Source organism: Vibrio nomapromontoriensis (assembly GCF_050337205.1).
Lineage (GTDB): Bacteria > Pseudomonadota > Gammaproteobacteria > Enterobacterales > Vibrionaceae > Vibrio > Vibrio nomapromontoriensis.
Map to the genome: position 1 here is coordinate 96,322 of NZ_JAKJSS010000008.1, position 22,396 is coordinate 118,717.

Annotated in this window: 15 protein-coding genes; 7 read left to right on the forward strand and 8 right to left on the reverse strand. The window is 42.7% G+C overall.

Annotated features, from left to right (window positions below):
- Positions 1 to 78: 78 nt before the first annotated feature.
- Complete coding sequence (locus L4D05_RS08310; protein WP_428793625.1) at positions 79 to 1,023, forward strand: tyrosine-type recombinase/integrase; 945 nt, start codon at positions 79 to 81, stop codon at positions 1,021 to 1,023.
- Between the two features lie 46 nt (positions 1,024 to 1,069).
- Here the strand turns inward: L4D05_RS08310 and L4D05_RS08315 are convergent, their stop codons facing one another.
- On the reverse strand, positions 1,070 to 2,062 hold the full coding sequence (locus tag L4D05_RS08315; protein ID WP_428793626.1) for a D-alanine--D-alanine ligase: 993 nt from the start codon (positions 2,060 to 2,062) through the stop codon (positions 1,070 to 1,072).
- 197 nt (positions 2,063 to 2,259) lie between these two features.
- Positions 2,260 to 2,871, reverse strand: coding sequence for an SPOR domain-containing protein (locus tag L4D05_RS08320; protein WP_428793627.1), 612 nt, complete (start codon positions 2,869 to 2,871; stop codon positions 2,260 to 2,262).
- 409 nt (positions 2,872 to 3,280) lie between these two features.
- Here L4D05_RS08320 and L4D05_RS08325 point away from each other — a divergent pair, with 409 nt between their 5' ends.
- On the forward strand, positions 3,281 to 6,037 hold the full coding sequence (locus L4D05_RS08325) for a bifunctional acetate--CoA ligase family protein/GNAT family N-acetyltransferase (RefSeq protein WP_428793628.1): 2,757 nt from the start codon (positions 3,281 to 3,283) through the stop codon (positions 6,035 to 6,037).
- Positions 6,038 to 6,258: 221 nt separating this feature from the next.
- Here L4D05_RS08325 and L4D05_RS08330 read toward each other — a convergent pair whose 3' ends face one another.
- The 3 genes from L4D05_RS08330 to L4D05_RS08340 form a co-directional block, all read right to left on the reverse strand.
- A complete protein-coding gene (locus L4D05_RS08330) occupies positions 6,259 to 7,146 on the reverse strand; it encodes a LysR family transcriptional regulator (protein ID WP_428793629.1) in 888 nt (295 codons plus the stop codon).
- A gap of 101 nt (positions 7,147 to 7,247) precedes the next feature.
- The gene (locus L4D05_RS08335; protein ID WP_428793630.1) at positions 7,248 to 9,278 is read right to left on the reverse strand and encodes a TonB-dependent hemoglobin/transferrin/lactoferrin family receptor; all 2,031 of its coding nucleotides are present in this window, start codon (positions 9,276 to 9,278) and stop codon (positions 7,248 to 7,250) included.
- Positions 9,279 to 9,635: 357 nt separating this feature from the next.
- On the reverse strand, positions 9,636 to 10,010 hold the full coding sequence (locus L4D05_RS08340; RefSeq protein ID WP_265674367.1) for an NADH:ubiquinone oxidoreductase: 375 nt from the start codon (positions 10,008 to 10,010) through the stop codon (positions 9,636 to 9,638).
- Positions 10,011 to 10,513: 503 nt separating this feature from the next.
- Between L4D05_RS08340 and L4D05_RS08345 the strand changes: the two genes are divergently transcribed.
- The 3 genes from L4D05_RS08345 (at position 10,514) to L4D05_RS08355 (ending at position 14,626) form a co-directional block, all read left to right on the forward strand.
- Positions 10,514 to 11,746 carry an L-lactate MFS transporter gene (locus L4D05_RS08345; protein WP_428751228.1) on the forward strand — a complete coding sequence of 411 codons (1,233 nt, stop codon included), beginning with the start codon at positions 10,514 to 10,516 and terminating at the stop codon, positions 11,744 to 11,746.
- A gap of 172 nt (positions 11,747 to 11,918) precedes the next feature.
- Positions 11,919 to 14,273 (forward strand): fatty acid cis/trans isomerase, encoded by a 2,355-nt coding sequence (locus L4D05_RS08350; RefSeq protein ID WP_428793631.1) that lies wholly within the window; start codon positions 11,919 to 11,921, stop codon positions 14,271 to 14,273.
- Between the two features lie 164 nt (positions 14,274 to 14,437).
- Positions 14,438 to 14,626 (forward strand): hypothetical protein, encoded by a 189-nt coding sequence (locus tag L4D05_RS08355; protein ID WP_428793992.1) that lies wholly within the window; start codon positions 14,438 to 14,440, stop codon positions 14,624 to 14,626.
- A 58-nt stretch (positions 14,627 to 14,684) separates the two neighbouring features.
- Here the strand turns inward: L4D05_RS08355 and torS are convergent, their stop codons facing one another.
- Positions 14,685 to 17,603 (reverse strand): TMAO reductase system sensor histidine kinase/response regulator TorS, encoded by a 2,919-nt coding sequence (gene torS, locus L4D05_RS08360; protein WP_428793632.1) that lies wholly within the window; start codon positions 17,601 to 17,603, stop codon positions 14,685 to 14,687.
- Between the two features lie 92 nt (positions 17,604 to 17,695).
- Here torS and torT point away from each other — a divergent pair, with 92 nt between their 5' ends.
- Together torT and L4D05_RS08370 are read left to right on the forward strand one after the other, a co-directional pair.
- Positions 17,696 to 18,688: a TMAO reductase system periplasmic protein TorT gene (gene torT / locus L4D05_RS08365; protein WP_428793633.1), complete on the forward strand. Its 993-nt coding sequence runs from the start codon at positions 17,696 to 17,698 to the stop codon at positions 18,686 to 18,688.
- A 194-nt stretch (positions 18,689 to 18,882) separates the two neighbouring features.
- Positions 18,883 to 19,338 (forward strand): methylglyoxal synthase, encoded by a 456-nt coding sequence (locus L4D05_RS08370; RefSeq protein WP_265674363.1) that lies wholly within the window; start codon positions 18,883 to 18,885, stop codon positions 19,336 to 19,338.
- Between the two features lie 80 nt (positions 19,339 to 19,418).
- Here L4D05_RS08370 and L4D05_RS08375 read toward each other — a convergent pair whose 3' ends face one another.
- The gene (locus L4D05_RS08375) at positions 19,419 to 20,837 is read right to left on the reverse strand and encodes a basic amino acid/polyamine antiporter (RefSeq protein ID WP_428751232.1); all 1,419 of its coding nucleotides are present in this window, start codon (positions 20,835 to 20,837) and stop codon (positions 19,419 to 19,421) included.
- A 319-nt stretch (positions 20,838 to 21,156) separates the two neighbouring features.
- Positions 21,157 to 22,086: an alpha/beta fold hydrolase gene (locus L4D05_RS08380; protein ID WP_428751233.1), complete on the reverse strand. Its 930-nt coding sequence runs from the start codon at positions 22,084 to 22,086 to the stop codon at positions 21,157 to 21,159.
- Positions 22,087 to 22,396: the final 310 nt, after the last annotated feature.

The following is a 22,396-nucleotide window of genomic DNA, read 5'->3' on the forward strand; positions in this document are numbered from 1 at the left end:
TATTGTTGCTAAACTTCTGTTAACGCGTCTATGTTATCAGTTATTATTTACCAATCAATTAAGTTATAGTGCATTAAAATGAAAAAAGACATACCTGTGATCACAGAAAGACACCAAGTTGATAAATTTAAATCGCTTCTGGTCGATTCTATAACTGCAGAGCAATTTAATGAATTAACAAACTGTTATTACTCAAAAAGTTCATTACTAGCACTATCCAAAGATTGGCGTCTATTTAATGATTTTTGTCGATTAAACGGAGTCTCAAGTATTCCAGCATCAGTTACCGCCGTTAGACGCTTTCTTGATAAAGAGCGACACACAAGGAAATACTCCACATTAAAGCGTTACGTGGTCACGGTGGCCGTAGTGCATACAGTCCTAGGATTAAAAGACCCTACGAAAGGTCGAGAAATAGGGTTATGTCTCAATGAAATCCGAATAGCAGGCGCAGATAAAGTAAAGGAGACTAACGCATTTACCGAAAATCATTTAAGTGATTTACATACCCTACTTTCAGCATCGCCTGAACCTAGAGATCGGCGCGACCTTGCCATCTATTACGTCATGTATGAGTGTGCGTTAAAGCGAAAGGATTTACGACAATTAACTCAAGAACATGTCGAAACGTTAGATGAAACTAGTTATCTAAACATAGACGGCACCCGCTATGTATTGAGCCATACTGCCGCATTAATATTGATCGCATGGCTAGACTATAATCCCTACACTCCTCTTTTTGTCTCAATCGATCGCCATGGCAATATGAAGGATGGCGTCCTAGACGATTCATCCATCTACCGAATATTGAGACGCGCTAGTGAGTTGCTGAATTTACCAGACTACCGGCGTTTCTCTTCACAGTCTGGTCGTGTTGGAGCCGTGAAAAAGCTGTGGAGTGAAGGTTATAAAGTACGGGATATACAAGAGTTTGGGCGTTGGGCCAGTCCCGCGATGCCACTTCAGTACACGGGTAATCCAGATAGTTCGGAGAAAGAGAAGAGTAAATTTAAGCCGTCATAACACCCTACTGATATTAGAATGTTATGACTATTATTGCTTCAACGGTTTAGGCTGTACGCTCTATACAATCAATAACAAAGTCAGCGAACTTCACGCCTGAGTGTTCCACCATTTTAGGGAACATAGATATTGGGGTCATGCCGGGGAACGTGTTCACTTCATTCAAATAGATGTCATCGTCTTCTGTTAAGAAAAAATCGATACGAGAAAGGTGTCGTAACTTCATCTGAGTGAAGACTTTCTCTGAATACTGCTGAATTTGCGCTTGCTGGTCTTTAGTTAAGCCTTTTGCTTCAACGTCCGTGGTTGAATGACTTTCAGAGCTATATTTCTCATCATAAGAATAAAAGGTTCCTTCCGGCGCGGTGACTTCTCCAGGTAAGGTAATATGTAACTGCCCTTTATACTCATACGCAGCAACTTCAAGCTCTCGTGGTTTTACTGCCTTCTCAATGACAACTTGATCAGAGTAACCAAAGGCCGCATCAATAGAATCAGAAAGCGCTTCCGTACTTGTGACGTTGTAACAGCCTACTGACGAGCCTTGCTTCGCAGCCTTAACAAATACTTTTCCCCACTTATCGAATGCATCATGAGCCTGCATATGTGCGCATTCATTATTTTCAGTCAAAAAGAGATACGGAGTATTTGGAATACCAAGCGTGTCATACCATAGCTTAGAGGTGATTTTATTAAAGCTATTACAGCTCGCTTCAGGTCCGCAACCAAAATAAGGAATGTTTGCTATTTCCAGCAGCGATTGGATATCTCCCGTCTCACCAGGGAAACCGTGAATACACGGGACGACATAATCGATGCTGTGGTGATAACTTTCTCCAACTAGGGCTTTTTTGTTTACATCCAAAGACACTAGCTGGCCATCTTGACATCGCCAGCCGTCTGCAGTGATTTCAACACGTATAACATCAAAACGAGGATTGGTATGTAGCTGAGATTCAAGATAATCAGCAGACACAAGTGAGACTTCATGCTCGCTTGAGGCGCCGCCACATAGTAGAAGAATATTCATGTTTGACATTGTACATCTGTCCTTAGGTCGTTGGAGTTAAATCATAAACGATCGTGCCCTAAGATTCAGTCCAAAAAGTGTTAAATATCCCGAAAACCTTACTGTATGGATATTTAACATACAAAAATGCACCCAGAGTATGAGCCTTTAACTCAATAGCTGGGTGCATGATATTCGGCGAGTCTAACTAGACGTTAGCTATTGCCCTAATTGAGTTTACTTAATGTTGGGTAATCTGATTTTTTAATCTTGTCGATACTTTTTACAAATGGCTTAAGTGATTGAAATTCTTTTGGCAATGTCGCGATTGCCGCTTGTGCTTTTTTGCGAGTGGCATAGTCTCCATACAATACTGAATACCATTTAGTGCCATTGACCATTTTGTAGTTTTCCCAAACCGGTTGACCGTTTTTAGGCAACTTTTCCGAGAATAAAGTTACTTTATCTTTCGAGCCAACAGCTGCTACTTGAATCGTAAAGCCGTAACGATAGTCTTGATCGATTTGTTTTTTCGACGGAGGGACGATTTTAACGACACTCTTATCTGCGGCGCTTGCTTTAGCGGGCTGAGCTTGAGTTTTCGTTACAACGGACTGAGGCTCAGCTTTTTGTGGTGCCGGGCTTTTCGCTACGTCCGTTTTCTTTACTGCTTCTGTCGTACTTGCCGCTGCCGCAACCGCAACAGGTTTGACTGTCGTCGATTCTACGACAGGTGTGTAATCTTCACGGTAGCTTTCAGATTTAACTTCAGACACGTAGTCACCTGAAGAACAAGCCGCCAACAATGCGGTGATACTTACGATAACAATTTTTTTCATAGTTTTACTGCCCAAATATCAAATTCTCTAAATCATGCCGACAGAAATTGTTTCATTCAATCATTCCGAATGTCAGCAGTCCAATGCTGTGACATGTTACACAATATTCGAGACACAGCAATATGTTATCTCTAAATTTAGACAATGAAATTCCGACTGAACAGGGACTGCGCTACTATGTAGTTAGTAAACTGGTGTAGTTAGTAAACCAATGTAGTCACTAAAACAGTATCGTGGCTAAAGCAGTCTAGTCGATATCGAAGCTAGTAGTTAACACAGCCTTTACTTAGGTGCTCTTGGTAGTAAACCGCCTTCACAATCGTGAAATCTAATAGACATCGCGATAGTGTATCTTGGTTACTGCCTGTTCATTGAACGCCTAGTTGTCATTAGTATAAAAGGATAAACCATGTCATTAGATGTACTCTTTAGACCCGAATCTATCGCCGTTATCGGGGCATCAGCAAAGGCACAACGAGCCGGTGGCGTGGTCATTAAGAATCTGTTACTCGGCGGGTTTCAAGGTACAATTCTGCCGGTTCATCCAAGGTATAAATCAGTAAACGGTATTCTATGTTATCGTTCTGTTAGCGAGCTGCCCTTCGCTCCAGATCTTGCCATTCTTTGTACTAGAGGCTCTCGGAATGTCGAGCTATTTACTGAACTTTCAGTGATCGGCGTGAAAATCGTCATCGTAATGGCATCTGATATGACGCTCGACGTCGAGTATCCTGCCATTAAAAATGACAAACCACACTCGGTAGAGAAGAGTTTAATAGACGAAGCCAGCCAATTAACACCTCTGAAAAGCTTGGAGCAGCAATGTATTGATATTGCAAAGAATTCTGGTATGCGAGTTTTGGGTTCGAATAGTCTCGGTATCTTGCTTCCATGGCAAAACTTTAACGCGTCGTTTTCACCGGTTAACTGTAAGCCTGGTAAATTGGCGTTTATTTCTCAGTCATCTGCCGTTTGTACCACTATTTTGGACTGGGCAAACGATAAAAACATCGGATTTTCAGCATTCATCTCTTTGGGTAACGGTGCCGACATTGATTTTGATGACTTGCTCGACTACCTAGCACGCGATAGCAAAACAGAATCTATTTTGCTTTATGTTGATTCTATTCGTGATGCACGGCGATTCATGTCGGCAGCACGAGCGACATCTCGCAACCGTCGTATTTTAGTGCTAAAAGCAGGTAGATCACGGACAAACAGCATGGGTTCACTTACTGACTCTACGCTATCCCTCGATATTGTCTACGACTCAGCAATACAACGTGCGGGTATGCTACGTGTAAATAATACTCATGAATTATTTGCTGCGGTTGAAACATTAACGCATTCCGTTCCACTACGTGGTGAACGTCTTGCCATCATTACTAATGGTATGGGACCTGCTTTGATGGCGCTTGATACCCTTTCCGACCGAGGTGGTAAGCTCGCGGAATTGTCACAGACAACACTACATAACTTATCTCAAGTATTACCGGCTACTTGGTCTCAATCCAATCCAATAGATCTCGTTGGTGACGCTACAGCGCAGCGCTATATCCAAGCGATCAATTGCGTTTTAGATAGTGACGATATAGATGCGATTCTCATCATGCACAGTCCCTCTGCAGTGTCCGAGTCAGAAGGTACAGCCCAACAAGTGATTGAAACGCTTCGTACGCACCCTAAGTCTAAGCGTTTCAACATTTTAACGAATTGGTCCGGAGAGGCAACGGCAAAACAAGCTCGCTTGCTCTTTACTGAAAATGGTATTCCGACTTATCGAACACCAGAAAGTGCGGTAACCGCATTTATGCACTTAGTGGATTATCGACGTAACCAGTGGCAACTAATGGAAACGCCGACTACTACGGATTCATATTCTTCTGAACAACTAAGTCGAGCGCATGACTGGCTTTCTGGTCACACCTCTCAACAGCAGTCTCCTGAGCATATTACCTTGCTAGAGTCTCATTTATGTGAGCAGTTATTTGATTTATTTAAACTCCCCGTCTTAAAAACCTGGCTTGCTCATGACCCTTCAGAAGCCATTCACCTTGCTGAACAAATTGGTTACCCTGTAGCGTTGAAGCTTCGCTCACCCGATATCCCGCACAAGTCTGATATTCACGGCGTTATGTTGAACTTGCGAGACCTAAATGAAGTATCTAGTGCAGCGCAATCCATTTTAGACCGAACGACGTTGTCTTATCCTAATGCAAAAATAGAAGGACTAACCGTCCAAAAAATGGCTAAGGTCGCTGGCGGACAAGAAATAAGAATTAAAGCCGTGACAGATCCAACATTCGGACCGGCGCTGTTTATTGGTCAAGGTGGCTCGGATTGGAACATAAGTAAAGAAGCCGTAACTGCGCTTCCCCCGCTTAATACGGCACTCGCTCGTTATCTAATTGTCGGCGCCATTAATAATGGAACCCTACGTTTTCATAAATCACCCAACCCTATTAATTTAGCAAAACTCGCCGAATTCATCGTTAAAGTGTCACAGATAATTGTCGCCTGCCCTGAGATCTATGAACTGGATATCCACCCACTTCTCTTAAATGGTGACGATATTACTATTCTCGACGCGTCCATCGCTGTTAGGCCATTTAGTGGTGACCCACAAGCTCGCTTAGCTATCCGACCTTATCCAACGGAAATGGAAGAAACAATTACTCTTAAAGATCAATCACAAATACTACTGCGACCAATCAAACCAGAAGATGAGCCTTTGCACGCTGACTTCATCAATAATGTTACAAAAGAGGATTTATATAAGCGATTCTTCTCTGACGTTGGTGAGTTCAATCACGAAGCACTCGCGAATTTGACTCAGATTGACTACGATCGTGAGATGGCTTTCGTCGCCGTTGATGCGAGTCGCGCGCAACAACGAATCATCGGTGTTTCTCGAGTACTGGTTAACCCAGATAATTCAGATGCTGAATTTGCGATATTGATTCGATCGGATTTAAAAGGCGTAGGGTTAGGACGCGTCTTAATGCAAAAAATTATCGATTATTGCGTTGCGAAACAGACACTGAAGATATCCGGGATGACCATGCCAACCAACCGAGGCATGTTAACATTGGCACAAAAATTAGGATTTGAATTGGATGTTCAATTTGAAGACGGCGTTGCCGATATGGTACTGAAACTACGCTAAGACACGTATATCCTCTAAACCGTTAACGTTAATAATCATGGGAGCACTGGCTACGCTAGCCAAAGCGCTCATAGTAAATTAAATGACGGTCCTAAAGCGTTCAGTTTCAGTAGTTGAGCCCAAACTAGCGTGACGGTGTAACCAATACATTTGCACCGTCATTAATGCAATATGTCGTATAGACCTATTCAAGCACTTAACTTCACATCACTAACTAGTGGTTACTTTAAATCCCAATTCTTCGTTAAATGCTTGATACACCATGATTTCGCTTCACCCATATTGTTTCTTTTCCAGGCTAGCACAATATCAATTTCAGCTTGCGTCGTACCATTAATTTGGCAGAGCTTACCTGCTTTGATGAGAGGGTCGGCAATTTGAGTAGGTAAAGTACCAATACCGAGCCCGTTTATGAGCGCATCAACCTTAGCCTCTAAATTGGAAACGGTTAATCGTGGCTGTTTCTCCAAGATATTAACGCTTAACGCAGGTTGCTCTCTAGCTGTGTCTGCAATCGCGATAACGCGATACTTCTCTCTTGCCTGACTATCAAAGACACCGCTTCTTTTATGAACATAATGATGGGATGCGGCTACCCATGTCATACTCATTGGTCCTAGAACCTGTGTTTTTACCCCTTGAGGTGTGACTTCCGGCTGAGGACAAATAAGGAGATCACTTCGGTCTTCGTTGAGTGACTCCCAACATCCGGCTAACACCTCTTCTTCTAACTTAATTCTCGTTTTACTCACCGAACCCAGCTTGTCGACAAGCTCGAAGAAATTGGCAACTGGAATAATACTGTCGTAAGCAATGGTTAAGTCGAGCTCCCACCCGTTCGCGAGTAATCGAGCTTCATGCACCATCGTTTCGGTGGCGTGTAAAATGACTCTGCCACGCTCTAAAATCAAACGTCCGGCATCCGTTAGCGCCGCTTTATGGCCAGAACGATCAAAAATCATAATATCGAGATCTTGTTCAAGCTTTTGAATTTGATAACTTAATGACGAAGTCGCCCTATCTAGCTCAACCGCCGCGGCTGCGAACGAGCCTCGTCGATCAATCGCATCTAATATATGTAGTGCTTCTAGCGTAATTGAGTTTTGCACTAATTCTTTCCCCGAAACATTGCAGATAACTCATTAATACTAAACGTGTATCAAAAAAAAAGCGACTTCCTATTAGAAGGCGCTTCATTCGTTATATTGGATTAAAAGGTGTATTGGGCGTTCAGGCGTACAGAGCGACCGGGCTGATACACTTTGGTCCAAGCTGTTCTGTAGTTTTCGTCGAAGGCGTTAATAAGAGAAAGGTCCACTTTGAGTCCTTCTAGCTCACTTGTTGGCTCCCAAGACGCGTAAAAATCAACAAGTTGATATGACTCGTGAGGGCCTTCAGTGTACCCATCTGGTACACGCCCTTGGCCACTAACAAATGTGGCTCGAGTCCCTATCTTTGTATCAATATTCCAAAACCCATACTGAGCGCTTGCGACCCATTTATCCGCCGGAATGTTGGTGATCCATTCATCAGTATCGGTATCCTTACCACGGGTTTGACCGTAGGAAAGGCCGAGTGACAATTGCTGCCAGCGATAATCGGCTGCGAGTTCGTAACCTGTCAACTCTGCATTATTGATATTACTCGAACGACTCGTGCCCGCACAGCCGACCATTGAACCACCGATACCGCAACTACTGCTCGGAGACGAGTTGACATCTAGATTAATAAAATCTTTAACTTGGTTGTGAAATGCACTAGTCGTTATGGATAATTCGTCGTCCGCGATAACATTATTAAAGTCAAACTGCCCTTTTAACTCTACGTTATGTGACTTCTCCGGTTTTAACTCGGGGTTTGGCACAAATACGTTACTCGGACCACCTGGGCCATACGAATAATGGGTACCACTCATGTAAAGTTCTGATGTGTCTGGTGCTCGAAATGCTTCATCGTAACGTAAAGACCATGCCATCCATTGCTGAGCTTGCCAAAGTAGACCGACTGATGGTGACCAAGCGGATTGATTGTTATCGTCAAAGCCTTGTGCTTTTGAAGAGAAAGAATCGTATCGAACCCCTACATCAGCGGTTAACGTTTCAAACAGGTCATAGTTCACATAGCCAAATGCACCAACCACGGATGTTTGGGCATCTTTAGGTAATTCTGGACGCCCAGAAACAGACGCTGCTCGACTTGCATCCAACTCATCCAAATAACCGTCTACCCCAGTAAGTACCTTAAGTTTCCCCGCGTCTGATTGGTTGGTAACATTAAAGCCCGTTGTTTGTAGTTGTGAAATGTCTTCACCAACAACGGATGGGTCTGCTTCGGTAATTTTAGTATCGTTGCGATAAAGAGAAGCCTCTACATTAAACCAGGCACTATTGGGATTAAAATTATAGTTAACACCATAAGACTGGTCAGTAGTGCGACGGCTAATCAGTAAGCTAGGATCATTAACTTGCCCACTCGAATCCCCGACAACTGGAGGTCGTCCATCGAGATCAGCATAACGCAAGTTGAAGCCAAGTTTATGCGCGTTATTAATCTGCCAATTAAACTTCGCTAACCCTGTTTTATTCGTCGCTTCCGTGCCGTAAAGTGTTGTGCCGTCACCTTGTTTCATGTGACCACTGTCTTTATAGCTACCCGCAATAATCCAATCTATATCATCATTTTTATTCGCTAAGGCTGCGGTATTGGTCCAAACATCGCCATTATCTTGATAACCAACTTTAACTCGACCACCTAATCCGTTCTCTTCCAAAATGTCATCGGCGGTCAGGGTATTTTGAACAACGACGCCACCAATAGCACCCGAACCATACAAAGAACTCATCGGTCCCTTGATAACTTCAATATTTCCGAGCAAAGAAGGATCTAAAAAATAGCTTGGGCGGTGACCGTATTGCATGTTTTGGCGATTACCATCGATAATCTTCAATACCTTATTACCACTCAAACCTCGAATGTTAACCGATTGATTGCCCGGAATATTAGCGCCCTCTATAGAGACGTTAGGTTCGTATTTAATCGCCTCTGCAACAGAATTGGGCTGGATTTCGTCCAATTCTTCCATATCGACCTTTACAACGGAGCGAGTTCTATCTTGATTGGTTTTGTCAGCTCGTGATGCAGACACGACGACCTCATTTAAGGCGGTAACATCTTCCGCTTGAGCATTTGTAGTGAGCGCAAGTACCACTGAGCTCGCTATCATCGACAGTTTTAGTTTCATAGTTCCTTCTTATTTCTGTTCTAATAATCAGTTCTCGCGCATTATTACAAATATAAATGATAATTACTATCATTTATATTTGTAATAGATTACTACTCGTGACTTCCCTATCATAAAATCTGTTTTGTAACTTAAGAGATATTAAACGCGTGGTGGTGAGAGGTTCCCAACAAGCAAGACAAAAACTCATTTTCATCGAGTATTGCGTAAAACGTCGAGCTGTTGTGGGCAAAACGATGAAGCCATGCTAATGAGAGGCTTTGGTGTGGCTACGATCAAAAAAGAAGGACCTGAGTCCTTCTTTTTTTCATTCTATCTACTGCTTACTACAGAGGGTCATGCACAATGCATACGCTGTTATGACGCAAGCTTTGGCTTCATAATATCTGGGATTGGCATTCTGCTATCTTTAAAGCTAAACCAAAGATATGTTACCGCAATCAGGTAAAACAAATAGGACAATGAGAAGACAAGTGGAGATGAGATTAAGTCATAAGACACACTGACACCGACGCCAACTACCGTTACAGTCAATTTTGCCATTGTCCCTAATAGTAACAAACCCATCGCAAATTGCGGATACTTAGTGCTAGCAAATGCAATAAGGTAACAAGCCCCTACCGCTAACGCAGCGATAGAAAATCCAAGCATATAGGAATGGATATGATCAGCGGCCACATAACCCGCCCCAACCGAAAATCCAAGTAACATACCGATTTTTGCAATGAACATAAATCACCTCGAAAAGTAGTAAAAATAGGAATGAAATGTCCATTTTCATTTTTGAAAACTCATTTTGTCTATATTGTCATATGTCTTTAAGGCAATTACAAGCTCAATATTTAACCAGCAATCTTATTAAAATTGCCATTCTTAGGGCAATTACAACTCAGTAACATTGGAAATGCTCACTTCCCTTTCGTTACAGTATGTTACGTAATTTACTTAATTGCTCGCCAGTTATTTTAACAAAAAAATTACATAAAAATAAATCTGGTTACTTTAAGAATTTGTGATCTGCCCATGCACATTAATAAGTTAGATCAAGTTTAAACATTATTTTTACATATTATTTACAGTGTGATTTTTATTTCAATTAATTCAAAGAAATCGATTCCAATCACATTTTTATTGGTTATAATCCGCGCTCCTTTGCGTCGTCTGTTGATAAACGCAAACTAAATTTGAAAATTTGTCTAACCCCCGAACATTGTTCGAAATACCAGAGAACAAAAATGAGCAAGATTGATAAAGCCATGCGAATCCTTATTGCAGGATTCTGTATCAACCTTTGTCTTGGCATCCTGTATGCTTGGAGTGTATTTAACAAAGCCTTAGTAAGTGAATGGGGTTGGAGTGCTGCTGACGCATCTTCTCCTTACGCAATCGCGACAATCACTTTTTCGCTTTGTCTATTAGTGGCAGGTGTACTACAAGATCGCATGGGCCCTCGTAACATCCTTATTTTAGGTGCTACGCTAACAGGTCTTGGCATGATTGCTTCAAGCTTCGCAGAGTCTGTGCTTGTTCTTAACATCACTTTTGGTGTAATTACTGGTGCTGGTATTGGATTTGGTTATGCATGTTTGTCGCCTTCTGCGATGAAATGGTTCCACCCTTCTAAGAAAGGCATGGTCAACGGTTTAATCGCTGCTGGTTTCGGTTTAGCGGCGGTGTATCTTGCACCGCTGACATCTGCGCTGATTACCCAAATGGGTATTAGCTCTAGCTTCATGATCTTAGGTATTGGTATTTTACTTATTGCCGTGCCACTCGCAGCGACGATTAATAACCCACCAGCAGGATACCAACCAGCAGAACCTAAAGTTAAAGCTGGACAAGCCCCTGTAAAAGTAAAACAAGCTGTCGATATTTCATGGAAAGCAATGCTTAAGACGCCACAGTTTTACGCTCTTTGGGTAATGTACGCTTTGGCTTCTGCGACTGGCCTAATGATTATCGGCAACATTACTAACATTGCTAGTGTTCAAGCCAACCTACCAAATGCAGTATACCTCGCGTCTATCCTAGCGATCTTTAACTCTGGTGGTCGTATTGGTGCTGGTATTTTGTCTGATAAAATTGGCGGTATTCGCACACTGATGCTTGCGTTTATTTTGCAAGGTATCAACATGATTTTGTTCGCAACCTTTGATAGTGAATTCACATTGATCATCGGTACTGCACTTGCTGCACTCGGTTACGGTACATTACTGGCAGTATTCCCGTCTCTGACCGCTGAATTCTACGGTCTGAAAAACTACGGCACCAACTATGGCGTACTTTATACCTCTTGGGGTATTGGCGGTGCAATCGGTGTAGCTGTGGTTGGTTACTCGATGACCCACGGCGGCGGTTATAACCTGGCTTACACCATCTCAGCAGCAATGATGGGTGTATGTATTCTTCTGTCTTTCTTCACCAAACCTATTACTGAAGAAAAAGCAGCAGAACTTAAAACCGCTTAACACATCAAGCGATAAAGATTGCAACTAGTCTCACATAAAGCCTGACATGATGTCAGGCTTTTTTTTGTCCCAAATAACAAATCACTAGATCTTTAATCGAATATAAACAAAAATTAGTACTATATTAACAAGGAGATATACGCGTTTTGACACGCTGCATTGAGAGCATATTATGAAAATGAAACAACTTATCGTCTATTTATGTATCGTCGTTTTTGCTGGTTGTGCGACCTACGCTGGACTCAATTATGATGAATTGTTTGGTAAGCCTGAGGTAAGAGAAAGAACCGTTTCGGTTGAATCGACCCACGCTGACTTCTTTATTAATGAAGTTAAGCCCATTATTGATAACCGATGTGTGGTTTGTCATGCGTGCTACGATGCACCTTGCCAACTAAAAATGTCTTCGGTTGAAGGAATCGATAGAGGTGCTAGTAAAGCACTTGTTTATCAAGGGGAACGACTAACAGCCACACAACCTACCCGCCTGTTTGAAGATGCACAGAGCACTCAAGAATGGCGTGATTTGGGGTTCTTTCCCGTTCTCAATGAACGTGATCAAACACTATCTGCCAATTTAGATGCTGGTCTCGTCTCACGTATGATCACGCAGAAAGCGCGTCATCCATTACCGGAGACCGCCCAACTCGAAGGCTTTGATTTTTCGGTTAATCGCCAACAAGTCTGTCCAACCATTGAAGAATACGATGCCTATGAGCAAGAAAACCCTTTATGGGGAATGCCTTTTGGGATGCCAAATATCGACAATGATGAATATTCAACATTAGTGGCATGGCTCGGTAACGGCGCTATGATGAATGCCCCACTTCCATTGTCCAAAGACGAACAAACTATGGTTGATAAGTATGAAGAGCTTCTTAATACCTCATCACTTAAAAACCAACTCACTGCCCGCTATATATATGAGCACCTATTTTTGGCGAACCTTTATTTTTCTGAAATAGAAGGTAAGCCACGCTTTTTTAAAATCGTTCGCTCTAGTACTCCACCTGGCACAGCGGTAAAACGCATTGTGACGCGTAGACCTTATGATAACCCTGATCAGGTGCGAGTCTATTATCGGTTGATACCGAACCAAGGAACCATTGTTGATAAGACACATATGCCGTTCAAATTAAACGATGCCAAGCTTGATTTGTGGTATGAGTGGTTTATTGAGCCTAACTACACCGTCAAAACCTTGCCAAGTTACGATATCTCCGTCGCAGCGAACCCAATGACGGCATTTGAAGCATTGCCTGTTAAAGCTCGCTTTAATTTCATGTTGGATAATGCGCAAAACACCATAATGGCTTATATAAAAGGTCCGGTTTGTCGTGGTCAGCTCGCACTTAATGTCATCAATGACCGTTTTTGGGTCTTCTTCATCGATCCCGATACTTCGGACATTCCAGAAGTTGTCGATTTTTACAAAGAACAGGCCGACAACTTAAAACTGCCAAGTGAAAAAGAAAGCAATACCGTACCTATTACGAACTGGGTTAAATATTCCAACCAACAAGCGCGCTATCTAGAAGGTAAGTCAACCTTCATGAATCAGTGGTTTACAGGCGGTAAATACTTAACCACGGACTTACTTTGGAAAGGTAACGGCAACAATCCTAATGCAGCACTCACCGTGTTCCGCCATTTTGATAGTGCGTCAGTGGTGCAAGGCTTAGTTGGTCATCCACCTAAAACAGCGTGGGTTCTTGATTATGCCCTTTTGGAGCGTATTCACTACTTGTTAGTTGCAGGGTTTGATGTCTACGGGAACTTTGGCCACCAACTTATCACACGTATGTTCATGGACTTTTTGCGTATGGAAGGAGAAAGTAACTTTTTAGCGCTATTACCAAATACTATGCGACACAAAGAATTCAGCAGTTGGTACCAAGATCAAAGTCCACAATTTAGTACCTTTTTACAACGTAATGTCGCCCCGTTCAGTCAGCCGACCCAAGTGCTATACCTCACTCAGGATTACAAGGCAGAGTTGTTTAGCAAGATTAAAGCAGAATTGGCTCCGATACTTAACGACCGATACCAAATTGTGAATACAGGTTTATCCAGTAAAAACGAAGCGTTATTGAGAACTGTCGATGATATTAAGGGTGAAGGTCTCAAGTCTGTACCGCAGATCACTATGCTTATGATTGAGACAAATAAAGGCGATAATCAATTATTCACCCTTCTTCACAACAATGCGCACGTGAATATTTCCAGCCTGTTTTCAGAAGAGAATAACCGTGATTACGCCAACGATAGCTTTACTCTTGTTCGCGGGGTTATCGGTAGCTACCCAGCCGCCTATTTTTCAATCAAAGAGAACCAAGTGGAAAAATTTGTTACTCAACTCAGATCAATTGACGATGAAGATGACTACATAAAACTACTCGACAATTATGCGGTTAGACGAAGCTCTCCCGAGTTTTGGCGCTTTAGCGACCAAGTGCATGAGTTTTACCAACGTACACAACCTGTCGAATTTGGACTCTTGGACTATAATCGATTTGAGAACAGGTAAGCCGATTTAACCACAAGTAAATCGACTTGAATTGAAATAATAGGTTAATGACATAATTAGTTGACGGCATAGTTAATGGACACTTTGTCAGATTACGCTTAGTCCGTTGACGACATTATTGATTGACCGCATAGGTGCTCTATTGAACACTTTGGAGGTGTATGATGAGCATTAAAGATAGCATTGAGGCGATCGAACAACAGATTTACGTGGCGTGTTCCGATGGTGATTATGATGCAGTTAACATGCTTGAGCATCAACTGGATCATCTTCGAGAGCTTTCTAACCAAGAGCCAGAAGACACACAATCTTTCGACCCTTCAGGCGTTAAATTTCAAGATAAATCCAAATAATGATTAAAGTAAGGGCTCTTAATGAGCCCTTACTTTTTGGTGGTTACGAACCTTTGGGTTAGCGAGTTAATCTAACCAATATGTTATTTAGAACCGCTACTGACTGAGCTTTAACGCTAACAATATGGTCAACTAAGCGAATATAATCACCAATTGGGTCTTGCGACTTTTCAATGGTTAAACAATGTTCAAACAAGGTTGTTAAACCAAGCGCTCCTGCTGATCCTTTTAGTTTATGCGCTAAATCTTTAACACGTTTAGCCTCTCCTTGCTGAGCAGCACGCTCAAGCTCTTCCAATGTAACCTGGCTGGATGAGGTAAATGCATCGACGATTTTGGTCATTCGCGTCACGCCTAAGACTTTGACATCTTGCTCTAATACTTGCTCATCAACCATTGTTGTATTCTTCAGCCCCATATTCGCCTCCATATCGACCTCAATTAATGGTATGGGTGCCGCTCTCAGTTCTCGTCCACGTATCTTAGACTGAATAAGAGACTTTAACGCTTCTCTATCAATCGGTTTAGGAAGATACCCATCAAAACCTGCTCTGAGATACCCTTCAACTTCTTCAGTAAAGACATGCGCAGAAACGGCAATCATTGGGATTTGTTCATCACCGTTCGTACTCTGTGATTTCAGGTTTTTCATCAAGGTAACGCCATCCGTGTCGGGTAGATTAATGTCCAGCAACGCGATGTCGAAATCATTTTCAGTGAAAAGTACCTCAGCATCGGCACCATTCTCGGCACAGCGAACGTGATGTCCCATATTCACCAAGAAACCTTCCGCAACCATGAGATTAACTGGATTATCTTCGACCAGTAGTACTTTTGCGCTTACAGCATCAGCCCGACCAATTGGCTCATAGACATCTTGCTTGTCAAATTCACTGGTTTCTAGCGGTACAATAAACCAAAAACGACTGCCTTCACCTAGGTAAGAGTCGACATAGATTTGGCCATGCATCGCATTCACCAGTTTTTGGCTAATTGCCAAGCCTAAACCAGTACCGCCCGATGCACTTTTGCCGTGACTGGCCTGGGTAAAGGCATCAAACAGCGCAAGCTGATCGTTGGGGCTAATACCCATCCCTGTATCAGAGACCTCAAAGACTAAACAGGTCTCATCATCGGGATCACGGGATACATGGATAGACACTTCTCCTTCGTCAGTAAACTTGATGGCATTCCCAACTAGATTGTTGAGCACTTGGCTCAAGCGTGTTACGTCGCCGCAATAAACGCTTTGAACGTCAACATCGATACTAAACTTAAATTCCAACTGCTTTTCCAACGCCTTACCATGCATCAACTGATAACAATCACGCACCATGCGAGTAAGATCGAACGGGTTATTACGAATATCTAAATGTCCCGCCTCAATTTTCGAATAATCCAATACATCGTTCAAAATCGCTAACAGATTTTGTCCACTGCGGTTTATCACTCCTAGATAATGCTGCTGCTTCTCATCCAATGGCGTTTCTTCCATTAATGCAGCCGTTCCTAACACCCCGTTCATAGGGGTGCGAATTTCATGGCTCATTGTGGCAAGAAACGCAGTTTTTGCTCGGCTTGCTTGCTCTGCATCATTTCTAGCTTGGGCGTGATTTTTAACTTCTCGGTTTAGACTTGCATTAGTATTTTGCAACTCAATAGTTCTGTCGGCAATCGTCTGTTCTAAGTGTGCTTTATGCTCTTGAAGCGCCTTGCGAGCACTCGCTTCAGACTCTGCGACTGTCTTTAACGATTGCGCCGTATCCCTTGCAGTAATAATGGCCTGCCCCATGTGAGCGAGCTCGTCATTACCTTTTACTGCTAAATCAACTTTAAGCTGCCCTTTTGCAATAGAAAGTAACGCAGAGGAGTACTCAGCAAGCCGTTTAACAACCGATAAATAAACCACTCTCCAAACAATCACAACAACAATCATAAAACTCAAAATAGAAAGAAGTGTCAGCGTCCATTGTGCATAATTCAATGTTGAAGAGAGTTGAGCAACCGCCTGTGACGTCGCGGCGTTAGACTGATCCACCAACTGGGCAACCGTTTTGTTTAAGGAAGTCAGTTGATCAAGTGTCTCTTGGTTCAAAGCCAGCGAATGCCTGCCTTCAAAATTGGTTTGCTTCATTAACGCGAAAACATCTCCTCCCTGCTCAAGCTGTTCAAGAAGTTGTGTCATTTGCTTTGATCTTGCGGGATCTTCAACCCCTTGCACTCGCCTTTTCATAATAGTGATGTTGTGTTGGTAAGACGATTGCAACTCTTCGATCCGCTCTAACACGGTTACCGTGCGTGACTCTTCGATTTGGTTGAGTGTTTTGAACGCGAGTAAATGCAGTTCGTGTAATCGCTCCGACAAATCAAGATCAATCTCCACTAAACTGTCTAATGCGTTCAACGCATCATTTTGCTCATTTTTTTCGAGTAGTCCGTAGATATGAGTGACATTAGCCACGGCAATGGTACTCGTATTAAGTACCTGAGTGCGGGTTAGCTCCTCTAACTCTTGTGCTAACACGCGCAAGTTCCCGACTTTCGCTACTATCGATTCATCCAACTCAATGCGACGTTCAACCGACATTCCGAGCTCGATAAGTGAATCAAGGATAGCCTGTACATCTTGCTCCAATTGACCAAGTAGTTCTGCATCAAAAGAATCAGACCCTAATGTTTTTATATGACTAAGTAGCGACTCTAGTTGACCAAACAGTTTTTTACCTGCCTGCTGATGTTGCAACTTCGTTTTGGCATTGGACAAAGTTTGTACCGACGCGATAATACTGGTACTCAATTCAGAGACTTCACGGGCCTCGAGCATTGATGGCATTGCAGCCTCAACGACTTTTCTTTCCGTTTTTGCGACCAATGAAAACCCAGACACACCAATTGCCGTCGAGAACAACACTAAAAGTGCCATGACCGCGAATGAGAAAAATAGTTTACGTCCGATACTAGCTTTGGCGAGTAACATGCATGACTCCGTGAGAATCCACTTCTTTACACTCTGATAGTACGCTATATTTTGCATGGTTCGATCTTCAGTTGCCACCAAACGATGAGTCCATGTCAAAAAAAATGAAATATTTTCCAATTGTTAGCGTAATTGCACTCATGTTCAGCATGACAATTGCTCATGCCGATGAAAAAATATGTGCAATTTACCCCCATTTGAAAGATTCATACTGGCTATCTGTTAATTATGGCATGGTCACGGAAGCGCAGTCGTTAGATGTTGAACTAAAAGTTTTTGAATCTGGTGGTTATCCGAATATAGAGAAACAACGTCAGCAAATGGAGGCATGCAACCGTTGGGGCGCTAACGCTATTATCCTTGGTACCGTCTCGCCAACAGCGTTTCAACACGACCTGGGGGTTTATATTGGTGATACACCTGTTTTTGCCACGGTCAACCACCTCATTGTTGACGCTAATCAAAAAACTCATATTAAGGGGGTTGTCGGCGTCGATTGGTATTGGATGGGTTACAAAACGGGGAAGTTTCTTGCAGACAAACACCCCAAAGACAGCGGAATTGTTGAATTAGCACTGTTACCTGGGCCGCAGTCTAGTGGCGGAACCAAGCCGGTAATTTTAGGTTTTCTTGAGGCCATTAAACACTCTGATATAAAGGTCACTGACACGCTTTGGGCTGACAACGATAAAGAGTTACAGCGTAACCTTATTCAACAAGTGATCGATACACGCAAGAACCTGCGTTATATTGTAGGCAGTGCTGTTGCTATCGAAGCGGCGATCAGTGAAGTTAGAGCGGCCAATCTCACTCAACGCATAGATTTACTCTCTATCTATCTTAGTCACGGGGTCTATCGCGGGCTACTACGCGACAAAGTTAAGTTCTCGCCCACAGACAAAATGGTTGAACAAGGGCGATTATCTGTACAGCAAGCCGTCTCTTATTTACGAGACGAGCCTTACGGGCACGATCTCGCTCCAAGCATTGACACGCTTACACCAGATAACCTGAATGTCGACACTATCGAAGATTCGCTGTCACCCTCCGGATTTCGACCCATTTTTAATGTTCATTCCCAGTAATTGTCACACTTGTTATTAAACATAATTGATTGATAACGTAAGGGCGATTACCATCTAGTAAGATTATATAGACTTGAAATTCTGACTGAGTGCTTTGTCCACACGTAACCTAAACTTTTAAGCTTAGTGTCACGATTTAACGCGATGACGACGACTTTTCCATTGATAGAATTTCAATAACTCAGGATAAATTAATGCAAAAAAAAATACGTACCATGCCTGCACATAAGCACATCGCACTTGTGGCTCATGACCATTACAAGCCAGAGCTACTTCGTTGGGTACTTGAGAACAAAGAAAAGTTACAAGGTCACTTCCTCTATGCTACCGGCACGACGGGTAACATGTTAAGTAAAGACACTGGGCTAGCAATTAAAAGCATGATCAGTGGTCCAATGGGCGGCGACCAACAAATTGGCGCGCTTATATCGGAAGGTAAGCTCGATATGCTTATTTTCTTTTGGGATCCACTCAATGCGGTTCCGCATGACCCAGATGTGAAAGCCTTACTTAGAATTGCTAGCGTTTGGAACATCCCTGTCGCTACAAATCGCGCAACGGCAAACTTCTTGTTTGAGTCAGATCTACTTGGCAAAGAAGTCGATATCGAAATCCCTGATTACGATGCCTACCTTGCAGAGCGCACATAGGAATTAGCCACTCATTATTAATAAGGCGCCATAGGGCGCCTTATTTTCCATCTCCCTGTTATTCAGTTTACTTTGCCATATTAGGCATGGAGATAGCCGGTCGCCATAAGATAGATTGACAAGACCGCCATCACGACCAATAGTGCTTCTAATACTTTGTCTTTGCTTGTGTAAACGCACTCACCTAGTTTGATTCGCTCTGAATGAGTGTAACGAAAAAACGGTATACCAATCGCGTACAAAATGGTCGCCATTAACAAAAACTCTACGCCAGCCGCAGTAATCAACCAAATACAATAGCCTGCGGATAATGCAGCGATCAAAGCATAGCGTTTTGATTTAAGTGCCGTCGACTCACTGCTAGACATCGCGATTTTGAATAAGTATAAGCTACTCAATAAGTAACAAGGTAGCACCATCACCGACGCGATATTAATCGCCGCCAAATACACGTTTTCAAACAGTACCACCATTAGTACCAATACCTGCATAAAACTGGTCGACATGTTTAATGAACTGGATGGCGCACCATTTTCATTTGTTTTGGCAAGAAAACTTGGAAACTCGCCGACTCGTCCAGCTTCAAATGGCACTTCCGCGACTAACATTGTCCATGCGACTAACGCACCAAACACTGACACTAATACGCAAATGTTTACCAGTAAGCGTCCCCACGGCCCAACGGCGTGAGCAAGTAATGAAGCTGCCGAAGGGTTAGATAATTGTGCGAGTTCTTCTTGAGGAAGAATGCCGTAGGCCAAAACCGAAATTAACGTATACATGGTAATCGCCACTAAAAATCCGATGAGTGTGGCTTTACCAACGTCGGATTTTTTCCTAGCCTTACCAGACAGCACGACCGCGCCTTCAATCCCGACAAAACACCACAGAGTAACCATCATAGTACTTTGTACTTGAGAGAAAACCGTACCCAGATTGTTCTGCTCCCCCCAGATATCTACAACCATGCGTTGCGGTTCAAAAGTGGCGAGTAGAATACAAATAATTAAGGTGAGGCCAAGTAGTTTGCCCACCGTGGAAATAATATTAATGAATGATGATGCTTGGACGCCACGTAAGGCGATAAAATTCATTGTCCACAATAAGCCTGAACAGAGTATGACGGTTTCTACGCCATGTTCCAGTAATACCGGGAAGAACAAACCGAGCGAGTCGTTGATCATTACTGAAAGTGCGACGTTCCCCATACAGCTCATGATCCAGTAGCCCCATGCAGAATGGAAGCCAACGTACTCACCAAAGCCTGCTTTAGCGTAAGAGAAGATGCCAGAATTCAAGTCTGGTTTATGTTCTGACAATAACTTGAACGTATGTACAAGCAATAGCATTCCTGCGCCTGTTATGCCCCATGCGACGATAACCGCGCCGAGAGATGCGCGTTCGGCCATGTTTTGAGGGATGCTAAAGATGCCACTTCCAATCATCGAGCCGAACACTAATGCAATCAGACCAATCAAACCGACTGAATTTTTTTTCATTTTTTATTCTCAATAAAAAAGCAGAAGCTCCAACGAGAAGCTTCTGCCCTATGTCTTTTGGTTTATTATATGCATTGAGAGCCCATACTCAATACAAAACTCGAACAGCATTGCGATTAATCAATTTTAAATATCGAAGACCAATGAAAAATCAGAATATTACGACCAAAATGAATGAGTTAAAATGTTTGCTTTACAATGTAGTCAGTATCCATCACAAGCCGTTAACTCTACTATCACAACGCACTATCATCACAACGCGCTATTACCACACTGTACAATTACCACCAGCATTAGGATGGCTTAAACATTTCTTCGCTTAGACCGCTTTAACAGAAACGCGGTTAAGATGCTCAATCATCGCCTCATTTATTTCAGTACAATTTTCATATTGAAGAACATGCCCTGCCCCTTCTAAAATCACTAAATTAGTATTCGCCCCTAATAACTGCTGTACTCGCGGAGCATCCTCAATACTAATCACGATGTCTTTAGTTCCCCACAACAGTAGTTTCTCAATACCTAACGTTCCTACTTCCTTATAGTTCAGGGTCGGATCTTGGTTTATAACATAGCGACTAGAGCTAATAATCGCTCTTCGAAATCCCTTAAATTGCATTTGACGTTCAAACCGACTTACCCAATCAGGTTGTAATTCTGGTTGAACCAAATCATTGAGCTGGTTTTTAGCAAGTGATGGAATAAAGAACGTATAGCCCAGCCACTGCCCAATTATAGGTCTCGCTATAGGACCGATATCAATGGGTTTATTAAAAGGGGCTAAATATATAACACTGAGTATTTTACTTGGGAATTGGCTAATGAATGCGGAGGTTATCGCTCCCCCCATTGAAAGCCCAACGATATGAAACTTTTGATCACCCACCACTTTCGAAGTCAGTGATTGAATTTGTTCTACAAATAACGGCGTATCATATTTTATCGACGGTCTTGCTGAATATCCTCTGCCATAGAGGTCAAACCGTAGGACTCGATAACCAGACGCAACCAAGGCTGGCACATTTTTGTCCCACATATACGATGGAGCAGAAAACCCATGAACCAACACGACTAATGGTCCATCAGGGTTTCCCGTTAACTCATAATGAACGGCACCGTGAGTCAGTTCAACAAACTGCCCAGGAGCCTCTGCACGGTTCACTTTATTTAGCTTATAACGCTCTTTGTTTCTCAGTGTCGGTGGAATCCAAACACAACAAAACACTATCAGTACTATCCAAAAAAACATTCTAATTTAACCCTAAATTTGTATATACCTTTGTTAGCGCGAGTCTTCGCTCGATCACACTACTATTATGCTGCACACGATATGAACCCGTGGCTTACACGGTTTTCTTCATCGCAACGATGGTTTTTCTGTCTGCTATACGGTTTATGTCAACGGAAGCGTGCGTTGCGCAATCATTGCTGGGCGATAGTTTAGAAGCCTTGTATTTACAAGTCATTAGCCTTGGGATCGCTCCTACGCTTTCTACGCATACAACAACCTTCCAACTCATAGAAAACCGCGTTTATAAGGTGTTGATTGTGCCAAACTT

What these genes read in the sequence shown, in the direction of transcription:
- L4D05_RS08320 (WP_428793627.1), bottom strand. Translation starts at nt 2,871, where the DNA reads ATGAAAAAAATTGTTATCGTAAGTATCACCGCATTGTTGGCGGCTTGT.
- L4D05_RS08350 (WP_428793631.1), top strand. Translation starts at nt 11,919, where the DNA reads ATGAAAATGAAACAACTTATCGTCTATTTATGTATCGTCGTTTTTGCT.
- L4D05_RS08310 (WP_428793625.1), top strand. Translation starts at nt 79, where the DNA reads ATGAAAAAAGACATACCTGTGATCACAGAAAGACACCAAGTTGATAAA.
- L4D05_RS08380 (WP_428751233.1), bottom strand. Translation starts at nt 22,086, where the DNA reads ATGTTTTTTTGGATAGTACTGATAGTGTTTTGTTGTGTTTGGATTCCA.
- torT (WP_428793633.1), top strand. Translation starts at nt 17,696, where the DNA reads ATGTCAAAAAAAATGAAATATTTTCCAATTGTTAGCGTAATTGCACTC.
- L4D05_RS08340 (WP_265674367.1), bottom strand. Translation starts at nt 10,010, where the DNA reads ATGTTCATTGCAAAAATCGGTATGTTACTTGGATTTTCGGTTGGGGCG.
- L4D05_RS08370 (WP_265674363.1), top strand. Translation starts at nt 18,883, where the DNA reads ATGCAAAAAAAAATACGTACCATGCCTGCACATAAGCACATCGCACTT.
- L4D05_RS08315 (WP_428793626.1), bottom strand. Translation starts at nt 2,062, where the DNA reads ATGTCAAACATGAATATTCTTCTACTATGTGGCGGCGCCTCAAGCGAG.
- L4D05_RS08355 (WP_428793992.1), top strand. Translation starts at nt 14,438, where the DNA reads ATGAGCATTAAAGATAGCATTGAGGCGATCGAACAACAGATTTACGTG.
- L4D05_RS08375 (WP_428751232.1), bottom strand. Translation starts at nt 20,837, where the DNA reads ATGAAAAAAAATTCAGTCGGTTTGATTGGTCTGATTGCATTAGTGTTC.
- L4D05_RS08325 (WP_428793628.1), top strand. Translation starts at nt 3,281, where the DNA reads ATGTCATTAGATGTACTCTTTAGACCCGAATCTATCGCCGTTATCGGG.
- L4D05_RS08345 (WP_428751228.1), top strand. Translation starts at nt 10,514, where the DNA reads ATGAGCAAGATTGATAAAGCCATGCGAATCCTTATTGCAGGATTCTGT.
- torS (WP_428793632.1), bottom strand. Translation starts at nt 17,603, where the DNA reads ATGTTACTCGCCAAAGCTAGTATCGGACGTAAACTATTTTTCTCATTC.
- L4D05_RS08335 (WP_428793630.1), bottom strand. Translation starts at nt 9,278, where the DNA reads ATGAAACTAAAACTGTCGATGATAGCGAGCTCAGTGGTACTTGCGCTC.